The organism is Streptomyces sp. NPDC092952, from assembly GCF_044754785.1.
GTDB lineage: Bacteria > Actinomycetota > Actinomycetes > Streptomycetales > Streptomycetaceae > Streptomyces.
In genome coordinates, this window is sequence record NZ_JBIVPT010000001.1 from 789,030 (window position 1) to 804,191 (window position 15,162).

The window sequence follows — 15,162 nt, forward strand, 5'->3', positions numbered from 1 at the left end:
GCACGGACACCCCGAACACCTCCTCCTCCCTCCCCACCGCCGGAAAGGGCCTCCTCGATGAGCGACAGCAAGCTGGCCGGTCAGTTCTTCGACGCAGCGATCGGCCTGCTGGAACGGGTACGCGACGAGGAGTCCGGCAACATCGCCGCCGCCGGTGCCGCGATCGCCGACACCGTCGCCGCGGGCGGCCGGCTCTTCGCCTTCGGCGCCGGACACTCCTCGCTCGCCGCCCAGGACGTCGTCTACCGGGCCGGCGGCCTCGCCCTGATGAACCTGCTCGCCGTACCGGGAACGGTCGGGGTCGACGTGATGCCCGCGACGCTCGGCTCCGCGCTGGAACGGGTCGACGGGCTGGCCAGTGCCGTGCTGGACTCCAGCCCCGCCCAGGCCGGCGACGTCCTCGTGATCATCTCGCTCTCCGGGCGCAACGCCCTGCCGATCGAGATGGCGGTGAACGCCCGGGCGCTCGGCCTCAAGGTCATCGGCGTGACCTCGGTCGCGTACGCCGACACCACCCGCTCCCGGCACAGCTCCGGCGGCTTCCTCCGCGACCACTGCGACATCGTGCTCGACAGCAAGATCGCCATCGGCGACGCGGAGCTGACCCTCGAAGGGATCGAGGCCCCGTTCGCCCCCGCCTCCACGGTGGTCACCAGCGCCCTGATGCAGGCCATGATGGCCGCCGCGGCCGAACAGCTGGTGGCGCGCGGCGTGGAGCCGCCGATGCTGCGCTCGGGGAACGTCGACGGCGGCCACGAGTGGAACGGCCGGGTCATGACGGAGTACCGCGACCGGATCTTCTACCGCCAGTAGGGCGTGTCCGGCGGCCCGGGCGGGTCAGACACCCTGGGCCGTCAGCGCCTGCCCGAGGTCGACCGCCGCCGCCACCCGCACCGCCACGCTCTCCGCGTACACCGCGTCGGGCCGTTCGAAGGCGGTGCGGTGGGCGGAGCGCAGGAAGGTCACCACGCCCAGCGTGCGCCCCCGGCTCCGCAGCACCGCGCACAGCGCGTGCACCGCGTCCCCGGGCCACTGCCGCTCCCCCGCCCACGCCCCGGCCTCCGCCCCGCTCCCCGCGCTGGCCCGCACCGACCCCGTACGGTCCACCGCCTGGAGCGCCGGATGCCCCGGCGCGTACCGCAGCGGAACACCGCCACCGGCCACCGGCAGGCACGGCCCCGGCTCACCGGACGGCGTCGCCGCCACCCGCACCAGCCGCTCCCCCGACACCAGGTCCACCAGCGCGTGGTCGGCGAAGCCCGCGAGCGCGAAGTCCAGGTACGACGTCGCCGCCTCCATCGGGTCCTCGCACTCGCAGGCCGCCCGCGACGCCCGGTGCAGCTGGTTCGACCGGAACCGCGTCCGGTCCGCCTCCGCCGCCGCCAGCCGCTCCGCCGTCACGTCCTGGAACACCCAGCCGACCCCCAGCGGCACCGGCTCCTCGGCCAGCGGCGACGCCAGCCGCATGAAACCGCTGCGCCAGCACCGGCGCCGCTCCCCCTCCGCCGTCCGCAGCGTCACCCACTGCTCGGCGGGCGCCGGTGGCGCGCCCTCGGCGAGCACGTGCTGCAACGCGCCCTCCAGGTCCTCGACGCCCTGCACGATCAGCTCGCCCAGCGGACGCCCCAGCATCGTCGTACGGCCGACCCCCAGCGCCCGGGCCGCGTACGCGTTGACGACCGCCGGGCGCAGGTCCGCGTCGACGACGACCACGCCCCAGGACGCGTCCTCGAACAGGGCCTCGCTCAGCGCGATGGACCGCTCCAGGCCGATCTGCGCGTGCACCTCGGTGAACGCGCAGTACACCCCGGCCGACCGGCCGGCCGCGCCCCGGACCCCGGCCGCCTGGGTCCGCACGAGCACCCGACCGCCGTCCTTGCGCAGCAGCGCGAACTCGTGGACCCGGCGCCCGGCCCCGTCCATGGCCGCCATCAGCCGGGCCTGCACCTCCCCGGCGTCCGCCCGCCGCACCGCCCACCCGGCGAACCCGGCCCGCCCCACGGCCTCCTCGGCGGACCAGCCCAGGATCCGGACGGCCTCACGGTTCCAGTGGGTGATCGTGCCCTTCGCGTCGAACGCGCAGAACGCGGCGTCCATCCCGTCGAGCAGGGCCGCCAGCAGTTCGGCCCCCGGCCCCGGCTCCTCGTCGGGCCCGAGCGCCTCGGTCGTTCCACTGCTCGTGGACGCGTTCACCCCGTACCCCCCGCAGGACGCATTCGGTATTTCCGCACGTCAGACCATTGAACTCGAAGGCGGCACGGCCCACACCGACTTCCCGGAAATCAGCTGCCGCAGCGCGCCGAATTTAATTCGCTTGTGCGGCGCGGGGGCGGTTCCTAGGCTGAGACCAGCGAAGAAAGGAGGTGTTCCAGAAGTGATTTCTTCTCGGACTCGTGAGGTGGCTGCGGGCTGACGCCCGTTGTCGCGCTCTTTGCAGTGCAGGCCGGTCCGTCGGCCAATCCCAAGCAGTCACCGACCCGCAGGCTCGCCGGTAAGTCCGGCCGGCCCCTCCGTGAGGAGGGACCAGAGCCTGCGGGTTTCTGCGTGTGCGGCCTTCTCCGTCCTCGCGGTTACGGGCAGAGGCGCTCGACGCGCCACTGCTCGCCCTCGCGCACGTACCGCAGCCGGTCGTGCAGGCGGTTCTCGTGGCCCTGCCAGAACTCGATCGTGTCGGGGACGACGCGGAAGCCGCCCCAGTGCGGGGGCGCGGGGACCTGCTCGCCCTCCGGGTAGCGGGCCGCCAGCTCCTCGTAGCGGGCGATCAGCTCCTCGCGGGAGCCGATCACCGTCGACTGGGCGCTGGCCCACGCGCCGAGCTGGGAGCCGTGCGGGCGGCTGCGGAAGTAGGCGACGGTCTCGTCGCGGCCGATCCGGTCGGCCCGGCCGGTGACGACGACCTGGCGGGCCATCGGGTGCCAGGGGAAGAGCAGCGAGACGTGGGGGTTGGCGGTCAGCTCGCGGCCCTTGCGGGACTCGTAGTTGGTGAAGAAGACGAAGCCGCGCTCGTCGTACTTCTTCAGCAGGACGGTGCGGGAGGACGGGCGGCCGTCGGGGGTGGCGGTGGAGACCACCATGGCGTTGGGCTCGTGGAGCAGACCGCCGACGGCGACCTGCCGGAACCAGTGGGCGAACTGCCGCATCGGGTCGTCGGCCAGCGTGTCCTCGGTGAAGCCCTCGGAACGGTACTGCTCGCGCATCGCGGCCGGATCGGTGGTGGAATCGATAGAGGAGTCTGAGGAGGAGGAGTCTGCGGTGGGCACGGGGTCATCCTGCCGCAGTGGTCCGCGCGGCCCGGCAAGGAGGGTGCCCCGCGCACCTTTCGCGAACGCCTGTGCCGGACGTCACGCTTCCCCGTCCCGGGGGAATCCCGCCAGTATCTTGAGGCAGGCCGTTGAGGCCTCCGCAGAGCCGCCGACCGAGGGAGCCGCCATGTCCGACTTCGTACCGGGTCTAGAGGGAGTCGTCGCGTTCGAGACGGAGATCGCCGAACCGGACAAGGAAGGCGGTTCGCTCCGATACCGGGGTGTCGACATCGAGGATCTGGTCGGCCATGTGTCCTTCGGGAACGTCTGGGGCCTGCTGGTGGACGGGGCGTTCAACCCGGGGCTGCCGCCGGCCGAGCCGTTCCCGATCCCGGTGCACTCCGGGGACATCCGGGTGGACGTGCAGTCCGCGCTGGCGATGCTCGCACCGGTGTGGGGGCTGCGCCCGCTGCTCGACATCGACGCGGAGACCGCCCGGAACGACCTGGCGCGGGCCGCCGTGATGGCGCTGTCGTACGTGGCCCAGTCGGCGCGCGGGCAGGGGCTGCCGATGGTGCCGCAGAGCGAGATCGACAAGGCCGGTTCGGTGGTCGAGCGGTTCATGATCCGGTGGCGCGGGGAGCCGGATCCCCGGCATGTGAAGGCCGTGGACGCGTACTGGACGTCCGCCGCCGAGCACGGGATGAACGCCTCGACGTTCACCGCCCGGGTCATCGCCTCGACCGGTGCCGACGTGGCCGCCGCGCTGTCGGGGGCGGTGGGCGCGATGTCGGGGCCGCTGCACGGCGGTGCGCCGTCGCGGGTGCTCGGCATGATCGAGGAGATCGAGCGGACCGGCGACGCCACCGCGTACGTGAAGCAGGCCCTGGACCGGGGCGAGCGGCTGATGGGCTTCGGGCACCGGGTGTACCGGGCGGAGGACCCCCGGGCGCGGGTGCTGCGGCGTACCGCCGAGGAGCTGGGGGCGCCGCGCTACGAGGTGGCGCGGGCGCTGGAGAAGGCCGCGCTGGAGGAGCTGCACGCGCGGCGTCCGGACCGGGTGCTGGCGACGAACGTGGAGTTCTGGGCGGCGATCGTGCTGGACTTCGCGGAGGTCCCGGCGCACATGTTCACGTCGATGTTCACCTGTGCCCGTACGGCGGGCTGGTCGGCGCACATCCTGGAGCAGAAGCGGACCGGGCGGCTGGTGCGGCCCTCGGCGCGGTACATGGGTCCGGGGCCGCGCGACCCGCGTGAGATCGCGGGGTACGAGCAGCTGGCGGACCTGGGGAACTGACGGCGGACCGACGGCGGGGCGGGTGGTGCCGGGCACCACCCGCCCCTGTTCCGTCTCCGTCACTTGGTGCAGGTCAGGTCCTTGGCGGGCAGTTTCCCGGTGGCGAGGTAGCTGTTGACCCGGGCGTCGACGCAGGCGTTCCCGTACTCGCCGTAGAGGCCGTGGCGCAGGGCTCCGGGCACGGTGACCAGCCGGGAGCCGGGCAGCTCGGCGTGGAGCTTGAGCGTGCCGCGGTAGGTCGTGCGGGGGTCGCCGGTGGCGGCGACGAGGAGTGCGGGGGCGTCCTTGTCCACCCGGGTCGGCGGCTCCGCGGGCCGGTCCCAGAAGGCGCACGGCGTGATGCTGTCGGTCATGGGGGCGAAGAGCGGGTGGGCGGCGCGGTCGCGTTCGATGTCCTGCCAGTAGCTCTCGGGGTCGCGGGGTGCGGCCCGGTCGCCGCAGATGATCGCGAGCTGCACGCTGCCGGTCTGCGAGCCCGCGCCGGTCAGGGTGAACCGGAGGGCCTCGGTGAACCCGGGTGACAGGGTGGTGGCGCGGCCCTCCGCCGCCTCGGCGAGCACGGAGACGGTCTCGCCGAGATCGGCGCGGGTCTCGTCGTGGTCGTCGGCGAGGGACATGAAGAGCAGCAGCGGTATGTGGGAGGCGTCGACCCGGAAGGTGTCGGCCCCGGTGCCGATGGTCAGCGGCTTGCGGGCGGCGGCCTTCGCGACGCGGTCGACGGTGGCGAGGACCTGCGCGCGGGTGCGGCCGAGGCGGTAGGTGTCGTGGCGGTCGGCGGCCCAGTCGGCCCAGGCGGTGAGCGCCTGTTCGTTCTCCACCAACGCGTCGCGCAGCAGCAGGGGGCCGTAGTCGTCGGGGTTGATCACCCCGTCGAGCACCATGCGGTCGTAGCGGCCGGGGAACATCTGGCTGTAGACGGTGCCCAGGTAACTGCCGTACGAGTAGCCGAGGTAGGAGATCTTCCGTTCGCCGAGGGCGCCCCGGATGACGTCCATGTCGCGGGCGGTGTTGCGGGTGGTGACGTACGGGAGGACGTCGGCGCTGGTGGCGCGGCACTTGTCGGCGAGGCTCTTCTGGAAGGCGACCTGGCGGTCGAAGCCGGCCCGGTCGGGTCCGGCCGAGCGGAAGAAGATGCCGGTGTCCCAGGAGCAGTCCAGGGGGGTGCTGCGGCCGACGAAGCGGGGGTCGAAGCCGATGATGTCGTAGCGCGCCCCGACGTCCTTCATGGCGTCGCGGATGTGGGGCGGGGACTCGACGGCGGTGCCGCCGGGGCCGCCGTTGTTGAGCAGGATGGCGCCGATGCGGTGGCGGGTGTCGGTGGCGCGGAGCCGGGAGACGGCGACGGTGAGGGTGCGGCCGCCGGGGTCGGCGTAGTCGAGGGGGACGGTGGCGTCCGCGCACTGGACCCCGGCCTCGTCGAGGTCGTGGCCGACGGTGTCGTCGGGGCCGGTGGCGCAGCTGCCCCAGTCGAGGTGCTGGTGGTAGTAGCGGTCGAGGCCGGGGGTGGTGGCCCCGGGAACGGCCCGGGGTGCGGCGACGGCGGGGGTCGCGGCGAGGCAGGCGGTGACGGCGGTGACAGCGAGGGCGGCGGCCGAGGCGCGGCGCGCGGTCTTCGTCGCGGTCTTCGTCGTCTTCAGCGCGGTCTTCGTCATCGGGACTCCTTGTACGGGTGGCAGAGGGCGGTGTCGACGGCGGCGAGGAACTCTTCCTCGGCCCGGTCGGTGTCGGGCACTTTGGTGAGGGCGAGGGCGACGGTACTGCCGTCGGGGCCGGTCGCGCCGAGCGCGCGGTGGCCGCCGGGCACGGTCCCGCCGTGGCCCCACCAACGGCCGCCGCAGCTCAGCGGGGAGGAGATCAGGCCGAGCCCGTAGCGGGCGCCGGGCCAGAGCCGTTGCGGGTCGGCCGGGACGGTGCGTTTCATCTCGGCGAGCCAGCGGGCGGGGAGCAGCCGTCCACCGAACAGGGCGCGGTAGAAGCGGTCGAGGTCGGCGGGGGTGGAGACGAGGGCGCCGCCCACGCCGCCGATGGTCATGTTCCAGGCGGTTCCGTCGCGCAGGGGGGTGCCGGTGTCCCCCGTACCGGTGGCGGGGTCGTCCCCGGGTTCCGGGGCGGGGAAGTAGCTGTGGGAGTGCGGGCCGCGGATGCCGGTGCGGTCGCCGGGCCAGTAGGTGTCGCGCAGGCCGAGCGGTCGGACGACGCGGCGGTCGATCTCGGCCTCGACGCGGTGTCCGGTGACCTGTTCGACGATCAGTCCGGCGAGGACGTAGTTGGTGGTCGAGTACGACCAGGCGGGCTCGGGGGGCGGCAGGGTGAGGGCGAGGGCGACGAGTTCGCGGGGCTCGTAGTGGCGCAGCCGCCACTGGTCCAGCGGTTGCCCGGCGATGGCGTCGACGTGGTCGGGGAGCCCGCTGGTGTGCTGGAGGAGCTGCCGTACGGTGATGCGCCGGCCGTCGTGGCCGTTGCCCCGGATCAGCCCGGGGAGGTAGCGCTCGACGGGGGCGTCCAGTGCGATCCGGCCCTCGGCGGCGAGTTGGACGACGACGGTGGCGGTGAACGTCTTGGTGACGCTGCCGATGCGCAGCCGGTCCCCGGCGCTCATCGGGCGGCCGGTGTCCAGGTCGGCGACGCCGCGCGCCACGGTCCACCGGCCGCAGTCCGGGCCGGTGACCTCGGCGGCCACGCCGGGGATGCCGTCCCGGCGGGCCAGGGTGTCGAGCCGGGCGCCGAGGGCGTCGCGGGCGGCGGCGCAGTGGCCGGGCGGGGCCGTGTGACGTGCGGTGCGTGCGGTGTGCGCGGATGCCGGTACGGAGGCCGAGGCCAGCAGCGCCGTGGCCGCGGCCAGGACGGCGGCGCGGGTGAGGAGTGGTCTGTTCGCTCTGCTCTGTCCGTGTCTCACGGGGCTCGACGCTAGCCGCGCGGCAGCCCCGTGATCACTGCGGCCAGCACCCCAACCCCACTGGTGCCAGCCCTACTTGTCGCCGCTCAGCCCAGTTCGCGTTCCAGGAGGGCCGCCCACTGCGCGACGACCCTGCGGCGCCGGGCCGTGTCGTCGGTGAGGACGTTGGCGAGGCCGAGGCCGCGTGCCATGTCCAGGAGTCCCTGGACCGTTTCGCGTACGCCGGGCCTCGTCTCGTCGGCGGCGAGGAGTTCGACGGCGATGCGGTGGGTCTCGCGGCCGACGCGGGCTTCGAGTTCGGTGACGCGGGGGCGGAGCTGCGGTTCGTTGGAGGCGGCGACCCAGAGCTGGAGCGCGGCGCGGAAGAGCGGTCCGGTGTACAGGTCGACGAGTGCGGCGACGACCTCGGCGCGGCCCTGGACGGGCAGGGCGCGCAGGGCGGCGGAGCGTTCCTCGGCGACGTACTCGACGGCCGCGGTGAACAGGTCCTCGCGGGTCGGGAAGTGGTGCTGGGCCGCGCCGCGCGAGACTCCGGCGCGTTCGGCGACGACGGAGACCGTGGAGCCGGCCCAGCCGTGCTCGGCGAGGCAGGCGACGGCGGCTTCGAGGAGGCGCTTGCGGGTGGCCCGGCTGCGGTCCTGCTTGGGACTGCGGTCGGCGGGGACCCGGTCGTGGGGGACGCGTTCGTTGGGGGGTGTCACAGCACCCATGCGGGCTCCCGTCGTTCGAGGAAGGCCGTCATCCCCTCCCGGGCCTCGGCGGAGGCGAAGAGGGCCGCCGAGCGGGCGATGAGGTCTTCGGCGTGCTGGTCGAAATTCTCCAGCACAGTAGCCGTGACCAGCTCCTTCGACGCCGCCAGCCCCTGCGGGGAGGCCCGGCGCAGCCCGTCCAGTACGGGGGCGAGCGCCTGGTCCACGTCGTCGCCGGCGGCGAGGGTGACCAGGCCGATCCGGGCGGCCTCGGCGGCGTCGAAGCGTTCGCCGGTGAGGTAGTAGCGGGCGAGGGCGCGCGGGTCGGTGCGGGGCAGCAGCGGCAGGGAGATCACGGCGGGGGCGAGCCCGAGCCGGGACTCGGTGAGGGCGAAGGAGGCGCCGTCCCCGGCGGCGGAGATGTCGCAGGCGGCGAGCAGGCCGAGCCCGCCCGCCCGGACGTGGCCGGTGACCCGGGCGACGACGGGCTTGGGCAGGGCGACGATCCGCCGCATCAGGGCGACGAGGGCCGACGGTTCGGGCGGGGCGGTGAGGTCGGCGCCCGCGCAGAAGGTGTTGCCGGTGTGGGTGAGGACGACGGCCCGTACGGATTCGTCGGCCGCGCAGGTGTCGAGGGCGGCGGTGAGCTCGTCGACGAGTTCGGCGGAGAGCGCGTTGCGGTGGGCGGGCGAGTCGAGGGCGAGGGTGGTGATGCCCCGGTCGTGGACGGGCGCGGCGAGCCGGCTCATCGGTCGCTCTCCTCCTGTGGCTCGGGTGTGCTCCGGTGGACCCGCCCCGCCTCCTGCGGGGCCGTCGCGTCGAGGGTGGCAGCGGGACCGAGAACAATCAAGCACGCTTGCATGATTCTGGTCGCCGTATCTTCTCTCCGCGCCCTGCGCGCCTTCCTGCCGGCGGTTCCGGGCCATCCCCTCCCTCCGGGGCGCGGGCCACGTCCACGGGGTGTTTCGGCCACCACCCGCCGCACTCCCTGCGACAACCGGCGTTCACGGGGTGCCGGTCCTGGCAGGATGGGCGCCATGACTGAGACGCACGCGGCCCCCGCCCCTCTGATGCTGACGGTCTCCGGCGCGGACGCCCCGGTTCATCTGCGCTCCCTGCGCGACTGGTTGACCCGGGAGGACGCGTTCCGCGGCCGGCTGGCCCTGCGCGCCGACGCTCCACAGCCGGGCCATATGGGCACCGCCGCCCAGGTGTTGATGGTGGCGGTCGGCTCGGGTGGTGCCGCCACCGTGCTGGCACGCTCCGTGGCCACCTGGCTGACCCAGCGGCGCGCCGACGTCAAGGTCACGGTGCAGACACCGGGCGGAAGCCGGATCGTGGTCGACGTGAAGCGGGCCGCCGATCCGGAGAAGGTGATCGCCGAGGCGCGCGCGGTCCTGGACCGGGCCGAAAGCTGATGACATGCCGAACTCCCAGGAGGAACACGCGGGTTCCTCCCGCGCGCTGCTGATCGGGGTGTCGGATTACGCGGAGCCCGGCCTGCCGGGGATCCCCGCCGCGCGGAACAACCTCGATGCCCTGGAGAATGCCCTCTCCGGCGAGCGCGGACTGTTCCGGCCGGAGGACTGCCGCGTCCTCGGAAGGAACGGCGAGGCCGTCGACCGGCACGCGGTCGGCAGGGCGCTCGTAACGGCCGCACGCGAGGCCGAGGAACTGTTGCTGGTCTACTTCGCGGGGCACGGCCGTACCGACGACGAGGACAATCTCCACCTGCTGCTCACGGACGCGCATCCTGAGCGGAACACCTACGCCACCCTGCCGTTCGACCAGCTCAGGAACGAGCTGAGGAAGTCCCGGGCCGCGACGAAGGTGATCATGCTGGACTGCTGTTTCTCGGGCCTCGCAGCCCAGGGCATGGCGGATCCCCACGCCGCCCTCCTCGCCCCGTTCGAAGCGAACAGAACCTGCACCCTCACGTCCGCCGCGCGGACCGAGCTCTCGTACGCCCCGCCCGGCGACCGGTACACCGCCTTCACCGCCGCCCTGCTGAGCGCCCTCGAACAGCCCGAGGCGCTCACCCTCGACCAGATCCACCACCATGTCTGCCAGGAGCTGGTCCACAGCGGCCTCCAGCATCCCCAGTTCCAGACGGACGACACGGTCGGGAACGTCGTCCTGACGCGCGGGCCCGCCCGGAAGAACCCCCCGACCAACCCCGCCCGCCCCTCCGGCAGGCAGGAAGTGCGCATCACCCGGGACCGCGGCCCCGCACAGCGCGCCGCCGTCGCCTTCAGCGGCGCCGTCTTCCTCGCCTGCGGCGGGCTGGCCGCGTACAAGGTTCCGGAAGAGCTTCTGGTCCTTCCCTTCCCTGCCGTCTTCCTCCCCTCCGGGTTCTTCCTCGCGTGGAGCTCGGTCCGAAGGCACCCGCATGTGCTGATCACCCGTTCCGGGATGGAGCTGACGGACCGGAGAAACCGCCCGAACGTCATTCTCTGGAAAGACGTGGCCCACCTGGGGTTCCTGAAGGAGTTTCCGTACCGGAACAGGAGGGCGAAGCCGAGGACCGCCGAGGACGTCCTGGCCATCCGCCTGAAGGCGGGATCCCCACCGCCGGCCGAGGGCACCGTCCTGCGGTCCGGCCCCTTCCGGGACGTCTCGCTCTCGTTCCTGGGCATGGGATACGCCGGCTTCCGGGTCGCGGACGCGGGCACCGACCTCCCGGGGTTCCAGGACGCCGTCGAACGGGTCGGCCGTCTGCGCGCCCTCTCCGACCAAGAACTCCGCGAACGGGATCCGAGACTCCGTTCACTCGGGGAGAGCTGACGGGTTCGTAAAAGCGAAGGGCACCGCGCCGCACCACACTGTCCGAAGGACCGTTTGAGAGGCCGAAACCATGTCAGGAATCTGGAAGCCCGACGAGCACGCTTCCCGCGTACTGCTGATCGGTGTGCCGGAGTACACGGACACCGCCCTGGCGCAGATCCCGGCCGTGCACAACAACCTCGACTCCTTGAAGGAAGCCCTCTCCGGCGAACGCGGCCGCATTCGCCCGGAGCACTGCCGCGTTCTCGGCGGGCACGGCACGGTTGTCGACGGGAAGAGCCTCGACGACGCACTCGTCTCCGTCCGGGAGGAGGCCGACGACCTGTTGCTGGTCTACTACGCGGGACACGGCCTGCTCGACGAGAAAGGCAACCTTCACCTGGCGCTCACGGACAGCGAGCCCGGGATCACGGCCCTCACCACCTACTCCCTCAAGGACCTCATGAAAGAGCTGGCGCATTCCCGCGCCAGGGCCAGGGTGCTGGTGCTGGACTGCTGCTTCTCCGGCCAGGCGGTGGGCCCCATGGCCACCGCCCGAGACCTTCTCTCCCTGCAGCTCAGGCCGAGCGGTACCTACACACTCGCGTCCACCACGGCGGACAGTCCCTCGTACGCCCCGCCCGGCGACCGGTACACCGCCTTCACCGCCGCCCTGCTGAGCGCCCTCGAACAGCCCGAGGCACACACCCTCGACCAGATCTACGAGCACATCGTCCGGGAGGCAGACCGCGGTCACCTGCCGCGCCCGAGGAAACAGTCCGTGAACTCGACCGGCGGCATCGTCCTGACACACGGACCGGTAAAGCGGGACGACCGCGAGGTCCGCCCGCCCTCCGGCCGAGCCGTCTTCACGGCGAAGGTCGGCTCGCGTATCCGGTTCCCGCCCTTCCACCTGGGCGTCACCCTGGCACTGGTCCTAGGGGTGGCCGGATTCTCTCTTCGGTTCGCAGGAAGGATGGTCCAGGACCCGTTCAGCCCGGAAACAGCGTTCGCCCTGCCTTCCTGGGCGATCCTGGCGGCCGTCGGGTGGCTGCTCACGAAGACCGCCCGGGGACACTCCGTCACCCTGATGATCGACAAGGGTGGCCTGACCCTGAGGAAACCCGGGTGGCGCCCGGTCGCAATCCCCTGGGAGCGGATCGCCTACCTCGGGATCCTGGACGTCTATTCCTACGAGCAGAGGAACGAGGGAACCAAGAGGGCGAGCAACGTCCTGGTCATCCGGATCAGCGAAGGTTTCGAGCAGCCCCTCCGGGAGAACTTCCTCACCTCGTCCCTGTACGGAAACGGAATCCAGCGCTCTCTCCAGAGGATCAAATATGCCGGAATCCAACTCCAGGACATCGACGCCGCCCCGGAGGGAGTCAAGGAGGCCATCGACCGTTTCAGTCCCCTGTCCTGTCAGTCCGACCAGTGGCTCCGCGAGCAGGATCCGAAGTTCCGCACAACCGTCACCCGGCTCTGAGAGCAGTCCCGTTCCGGTGCACCGGGCAGGACCGTTCGGGGCCGGCCCACACCGAGCAGGACTGCGCGGAACCTGGCCGTACCGGTCAGGGCTGCTCGCGACGCTGATCCGCCGAGCCGCGTGTTCGTCCGGATCGCGATCGCCGCCCACTGGAGCCGAACACCCCGCTGGACTTCCTGTCGGTCTTCCCGCCGAGCGCGGTCAGCCCACTCTCCGGGCCAGCACCTGCCCCGGCCAGGTCCCGGACAGGAAGCGGTCGGTGGGGGTGAAGCCGTTGCGCTCGTAGTAGGCGACCAGTTCGCCGCCGCCTCCCGCCCAGCAGTCCACCCGGAGCAGATCCGCACCGGCCCGCCGGGTCTCCGCCACGGCACGGTCCAGCAGCGCCGCCCCGATGCCCCGACCGGCGTACTCCCGGTGCGAGACCAACAGCCTGATGTACACCTCCGGTTCGTCGGCCGGCGGTATCGGCATCTTCGGGCTGGGGCCGGTGTCCAGCACCAGGGCTCCGACGGGCGTCCCGTCCGACTCCGCGACGAACGGCGACATCTCGGTCGTGTACTGGTCGATCCGCGCCACCCCGCCGGGTATCCGGGAGTACGGCGTCGTGCCCCACTGCTCGGTGTTTCCACGGGCGTTCATCCAGGCCACCGCCAGGTCGAGCATGGCGAGGATGGCGGGTGCGTCGGCCGGGCCGCCCGATCTGATGTGCATGCCGTGTGCGTTGTCGTCCATGGCGGAAGAGTAGGCACATACGGTCCCCGGTGGGCCCCGGCCACGCGGTCGGCGACCGGGCCGATGGGTACGCTGCTCGCGGCGGCGTCCGGTTGGCCGTCGCCGCGGCGGCGGGAAGGGCGGACATGACCGGCGAACTACGCGAGATCCCGCTCATGGGCGGACCCGTGAGGTTCCGCGGCGCGCTGGATGTGGAGCGGACCGGGGCCGGGGTGCTGCCGTGGCGGTTGCCGACTTCGGCACGGGCGCAGTTCCCGGACGAGTCCGTCGAGCGGATGGCCACATTGCCGTCGGGGGTACGGCTGGCCTTCGTGACGACCGCGACCGTGCTGGAGGTCGAGGCGCTCACGACCGTCACGCGGTACGAGGGCGCCGCCGGACCCTCTGGGCCCGGTGCCCTGGAACTCGTGGTCGACGGAGCCCTGTTGCGCAGGGAGCCGCTGTCCGTGGGCAACGTGCTGCATGTGTCGGCCGGGCGCGGCACAACGGTTCCGGGGCCGACCTGCCGTGTCACTTTCGGTCAACTGCCGCCGGGCGAGAAGGAGATCGAGCTGTGGTTGCCGCAGCAGTCCCGTATCGAACTCGTCTGCCTGAGGGCCGACGCCGAGGTCGTACCGCCGCCGGCCACGGGTCGTCGGAACTGGCTGCATCACGGAAGTTCCGTCAGCCACTTCCCGGAGGCCGACTCGCCCGCCGACACCTGGCCGGTGATCGCCGCGGCCCTCGGCGGGGTGGAACTCGTCAACCTCTCGCTGGCCGGCAATGCCCTGCTCGACCCGTTCGTGGCCCGCGCGATCCGGAACGAGCCGGCCGACCTCATCAGCCTCAAGCTGGGCCTCAACGTCGTGACCGGCGCGTCGTTCGGGCGGCGTGCCTTCGGACCGGCGGTGCACGGCTTCCTCGACACCATCCGTGAGGGGCACCCGGACACCCCCTTGCTGGTGGTGTCCCCGGTGGTCTGTCCCCCGGTCGAGGACACCCCCGGCCCGGTGACCCGCACCGCCGAGGGGTACTTCACGGCGCTCGGGACACCCGCCGCCGTCCCGGGCGGGGCGCTCACCCTCAACGTCGTACGCGAGGAGCTGGCCCGCGTCGTGACCGCCCGCCAGGCGCACGATCCGCACCTGCACCACCTCGACGGGCGCGAGCTGTTCGGCGCGGACGACATCCCCGATCTCCCCGATGGCCTCCACCCCGACACCGCAGGCCACCGCCGCATCGCCGAACGGTTCGCCGCCTTCGCCTTCACGCATCCGGGCCCCTTTGCCTGAGGGGTGCGGAACCGCTCTCGCACGAGTGTCCGCCGGTGCCCCTCGGATGCACCGGGCCGCCGTCCCCGTCCCGAGACGATCGATTGGAGTCGCCCTCGTGTCCGACCTCTCCTCTTCCCACCTCGCCGCCGTCCGGGAGTCGTACGACTCCGTCGCCTCCGCCTACGTCGAACGTGTCAAGTCTCCGGCGGAGCTGGACCCGTTGTCGCGCGGGATGCTGGACGTCTTCGCGGAGACGGTACGGGCGGACGGGCTCGGGCCGGTCGCCGATCTGGGATGCGGGCCGGGGAAGGTCACGGCCCACCTCGCGGCGCGAGGAGTGCCGATGCTCGGTGTGGACCTGTCGCCCGCCATGGTCGGGCTGGCCCGTGGCGCCTACCCCGAACTGGGCTTCTGCGTCGGCTCGATGACGGCGCTCCCGGTCCGGGACGGCGCCCTCGGGGGTGTGCTCGCCTACTACTCCACCCACCACACGCCGCCGGAGCTGCTGCCGCTGGTGTTCGGGGAGTTCCAACGTGTCCTGGCGCCCGGGGGCCGGCTGATGCTGGCCGGGCACGTGGGACACGGCCAGCGCCTGCGCCCCACCCAGGCGTACGGCGGCCGCCCCGTCTCGTACGAGTCCCATCTGCTGCCGCCCGACCGGCTCGCCGGGCTGCTCCAGCAGGCCGGGCTCGCCCTCACCGCACGCCTGGTGGAGGAGCCCGCCGAGGGGGCCGAACGGAGCTACGCCACCCTCCTCGCCCGCAAGCCCGAGCGGGCCTGAGGAAACGAGGAGGCCGGGTCAGC

14 protein-coding genes are annotated in these 15,162 nt (G+C 72.6%); 7 read left to right on the forward strand and 7 right to left on the reverse strand.

Translation table 11 applies throughout. The features are described from left to right. Positions 1 to 57 precede the first annotated feature (57 nt). Positions 58 to 813: an SIS domain-containing protein gene (locus tag ACIQGQ_RS03665; protein WP_402390120.1), complete on the forward strand. Its 756-nt coding sequence runs from the start codon at positions 58 to 60 to the stop codon at positions 811 to 813. A gap of 24 nt (positions 814 to 837) precedes the next feature. Here the strand turns inward: ACIQGQ_RS03665 and ACIQGQ_RS03670 are convergent, their stop codons facing one another. After that, positions 838 to 2,193 (reverse strand): PAS domain-containing protein, encoded by a 1,356-nt coding sequence (locus tag ACIQGQ_RS03670; protein ID WP_402390123.1) that lies wholly within the window; start codon positions 2,191 to 2,193, stop codon positions 838 to 840. A gap of 377 nt (positions 2,194 to 2,570) precedes the next feature. After that, positions 2,571 to 3,197, reverse strand: coding sequence for a pyridoxamine 5'-phosphate oxidase (pdxH, locus tag ACIQGQ_RS03675; protein ID WP_402390318.1), 627 nt, complete (start codon positions 3,195 to 3,197; stop codon positions 2,571 to 2,573). 232 nt (positions 3,198 to 3,429) lie between these two features. On the opposite strand from pdxH, the gene ACIQGQ_RS03680 reads away from it, so the two are divergent. Further along, on the forward strand, positions 3,430 to 4,539 hold the full coding sequence (locus ACIQGQ_RS03680) for a citrate synthase 2 (protein ID WP_366295086.1): 1,110 nt from the start codon (positions 3,430 to 3,432) through the stop codon (positions 4,537 to 4,539). 59 nt (positions 4,540 to 4,598) lie between these two features. Here ACIQGQ_RS03680 and ACIQGQ_RS03685 read toward each other — a convergent pair whose 3' ends face one another. The 4 genes from ACIQGQ_RS03685 to ACIQGQ_RS03700 form a co-directional block, all read right to left on the reverse strand. Next, the gene (locus tag ACIQGQ_RS03685) at positions 4,599 to 6,191 is read right to left on the reverse strand and encodes an alpha/beta hydrolase (RefSeq protein ID WP_402390126.1); all 1,593 of its coding nucleotides are present in this window, start codon (positions 6,189 to 6,191) and stop codon (positions 4,599 to 4,601) included. Then, the gene (locus ACIQGQ_RS03690; protein WP_402390129.1) at positions 6,188 to 7,435 is read right to left on the reverse strand and encodes a serine hydrolase domain-containing protein; all 1,248 of its coding nucleotides are present in this window, start codon (positions 7,433 to 7,435) and stop codon (positions 6,188 to 6,190) included. Before ACIQGQ_RS03690 ends, ACIQGQ_RS03685 begins: the two co-directional genes overlap by 4 nt. An 86-nt stretch (positions 7,436 to 7,521) precedes the next feature. Beyond that, entirely contained in the window at positions 7,522 to 8,145 is a 624-nt protein-coding gene (locus ACIQGQ_RS03695; RefSeq protein ID WP_402390131.1) for a TetR/AcrR family transcriptional regulator, read from the reverse strand. Beyond that, on the reverse strand, positions 8,133 to 8,873 hold the full coding sequence (locus ACIQGQ_RS03700) for an enoyl-CoA hydratase family protein (RefSeq protein WP_402390133.1): 741 nt from the start codon (positions 8,871 to 8,873) through the stop codon (positions 8,133 to 8,135). Before ACIQGQ_RS03700 ends, ACIQGQ_RS03695 begins: the two co-directional genes overlap by 13 nt. Positions 8,874 to 9,161: 288 nt before the next feature. Here ACIQGQ_RS03700 and ACIQGQ_RS03705 point away from each other — a divergent pair, with 288 nt between their 5' ends. The 3 genes from ACIQGQ_RS03705 (at position 9,162) to ACIQGQ_RS03715 (ending at position 12,373) form a co-directional block, all read left to right on the forward strand. Further along, positions 9,162 to 9,542 carry a hypothetical protein gene (locus ACIQGQ_RS03705; RefSeq protein ID WP_402390136.1) on the forward strand — a complete coding sequence of 127 codons (381 nt, stop codon included), beginning with the start codon at positions 9,162 to 9,164 and terminating at the stop codon, positions 9,540 to 9,542. Positions 9,543 to 9,546: 4 nt separating this feature from the next. After that, a complete protein-coding gene (locus ACIQGQ_RS03710; protein WP_402390138.1) occupies positions 9,547 to 10,908 on the forward strand; it encodes a caspase domain-containing protein in 1,362 nt (453 codons plus the stop codon). Positions 10,909 to 10,978: 70 nt separating this feature from the next. Further along, positions 10,979 to 12,373, forward strand: a complete 1,395-nt coding sequence (locus tag ACIQGQ_RS03715) for a caspase domain-containing protein (RefSeq protein WP_402390141.1) — start codon at positions 10,979 to 10,981, stop codon at positions 12,371 to 12,373. A 201-nt stretch (positions 12,374 to 12,574) separates the two neighbouring features. On the opposite strand, the gene ACIQGQ_RS03720 is transcribed toward ACIQGQ_RS03715, so the two are convergent. Continuing rightward, complete coding sequence (locus ACIQGQ_RS03720) at positions 12,575 to 13,105, reverse strand: GNAT family N-acetyltransferase (protein ID WP_402390143.1); 531 nt, start codon at positions 13,103 to 13,105, stop codon at positions 12,575 to 12,577. Positions 13,106 to 13,230: 125 nt separating this feature from the next. Here ACIQGQ_RS03720 and ACIQGQ_RS03725 point away from each other — a divergent pair, with 125 nt between their 5' ends. Both ACIQGQ_RS03725 and ACIQGQ_RS03730 read left to right on the forward strand, forming a co-directional pair. Beyond that, positions 13,231 to 14,376, forward strand: a complete 1,146-nt coding sequence (locus ACIQGQ_RS03725) for a GDSL-type esterase/lipase family protein (RefSeq protein WP_402390145.1) — start codon at positions 13,231 to 13,233, stop codon at positions 14,374 to 14,376. A 97-nt stretch (positions 14,377 to 14,473) separates the two neighbouring features. Further along, the gene (locus tag ACIQGQ_RS03730; RefSeq protein ID WP_402390147.1) at positions 14,474 to 15,139 is read left to right on the forward strand and encodes a class I SAM-dependent methyltransferase; all 666 of its coding nucleotides are present in this window, start codon (positions 14,474 to 14,476) and stop codon (positions 15,137 to 15,139) included. Positions 15,140 to 15,162: the final 23 nt, after the last annotated feature.

Excerpts from the sequence above, each read along its gene's own strand:
- ACIQGQ_RS03665 (WP_402390120.1), top strand. The coding sequence starts at position 58 with ATGAGCGACAGCAAGCTGGCCGGTCAGTTCTTCGACGCAGCGATCGGC.
- pdxH (WP_402390318.1), bottom strand. The coding sequence starts at position 3,197 with ATGCGCGAGCAGTACCGTTCCGAGGGCTTCACCGAGGACACGCTGGCC.
- ACIQGQ_RS03680 (WP_366295086.1), top strand. The coding sequence starts at position 3,430 with ATGTCCGACTTCGTACCGGGTCTAGAGGGAGTCGTCGCGTTCGAGACG.
- ACIQGQ_RS03685 (WP_402390126.1), bottom strand. The coding sequence starts at position 6,191 with ATGACGAAGACCGCGCTGAAGACGACGAAGACCGCGACGAAGACCGCG.
- ACIQGQ_RS03695 (WP_402390131.1), bottom strand. The coding sequence starts at position 8,145 with ATGGGTGCTGTGACACCCCCCAACGAACGCGTCCCCCACGACCGGGTC.
- ACIQGQ_RS03700 (WP_402390133.1), bottom strand. The coding sequence starts at position 8,873 with ATGAGCCGGCTCGCCGCGCCCGTCCACGACCGGGGCATCACCACCCTC.
- ACIQGQ_RS03705 (WP_402390136.1), top strand. The coding sequence starts at position 9,162 with ATGACTGAGACGCACGCGGCCCCCGCCCCTCTGATGCTGACGGTCTCC.
- ACIQGQ_RS03710 (WP_402390138.1), top strand. The coding sequence starts at position 9,547 with ATGCCGAACTCCCAGGAGGAACACGCGGGTTCCTCCCGCGCGCTGCTG.
- ACIQGQ_RS03715 (WP_402390141.1), top strand. The coding sequence starts at position 10,979 with ATGTCAGGAATCTGGAAGCCCGACGAGCACGCTTCCCGCGTACTGCTG.
- ACIQGQ_RS03720 (WP_402390143.1), bottom strand. The coding sequence starts at position 13,105 with ATGGACGACAACGCACACGGCATGCACATCAGATCGGGCGGCCCGGCC.
- ACIQGQ_RS03725 (WP_402390145.1), top strand. The coding sequence starts at position 13,231 with ATGACCGGCGAACTACGCGAGATCCCGCTCATGGGCGGACCCGTGAGG.